The sequence below is a fragment of the Lysobacter sp. P5_B12 genome (assembly GCF_056400425.1).
The window spans coordinates 1-767 of record NZ_JBFULG010000024.1 but is presented as its reverse complement, the minus strand read 5'-3'; the positions used below and the strand labels follow the sequence as shown (position 1 = coordinate 767).

At 67.9% G+C, this 767-nt stretch carries 1 protein-coding gene; it reads left to right on the top strand.

All coding sequences use genetic code 11. The annotated features are described in order from the left end of the window. Nucleotides 1–767 (top strand): MCP four helix bundle domain-containing protein (locus tag AC1DOM_RS16790; protein ID WP_498965365.1); only part of this gene is annotated, 767 nt, incomplete at both ends.

Here is a 767-nt window from a genome sequence, read left to right as displayed (position 1 = left end):
GCAGAATCTCAACATCGGCAAGCGACTGGCGTTCGGCTTCGGCGCCCTCGCATTGCTGATCCTCGTGATGGGCGCGTTCGCGGCGCAGCGCATGGGGGCGGCCCAGCAGATGGTGCGCGCCGTGACGCAGGAATCCGTGCCGTCGATCCGCAACCTCGGCCAGGTCGCGACCCTGCTCGCCGAGTATCGCGTCAGCGAACGCGGCCTCGTCGCCAGTTACGAAGACGCCGCGAAGGCGGCCGAATACACCGACGAACTCAAGGCCGGCGTACAGCAATTCGAGGCATTGGCCTCCGCGCACGAAGCGAAGATCGCCGATGCGAACGAGCGGAAGCTGTACGAAGACGTCCGCGCCAAGGCGGCGCGCTACTTCGAAAACAGCCACGAGCTGGTCGAAGGCCTGAAGACGGGCGACATGACCGCCGTCAAGGCGGCAGGCGACCTGCGCCAGGCCACCGCCGATGCGGTCGCGGCGTTGCTCGACTACAACATCGTGCTGCTCAACAAGGCCGTGGCGGCGCAGGAAGCGGAGTACCGCTTCAATCTCTGGGCGATCGGCGTGATGCTGTTGATCGCACTGGGTTTGGCGGTCGTCCTCGCGGCGCTGATCACGCGCTCCATCGTCCGGCCGCTGGCGCAGGTGGTGGGCGTCGCGCAATCGGTCGCGCGCGGCGACCTGGAAGCGCGCATACCGGCGGCAGACCGCAGCGAAACCGGCCGCCTCGCCGCCGCCATGCGCGACATGGTGGACGTGCTGCGGTGCTGCG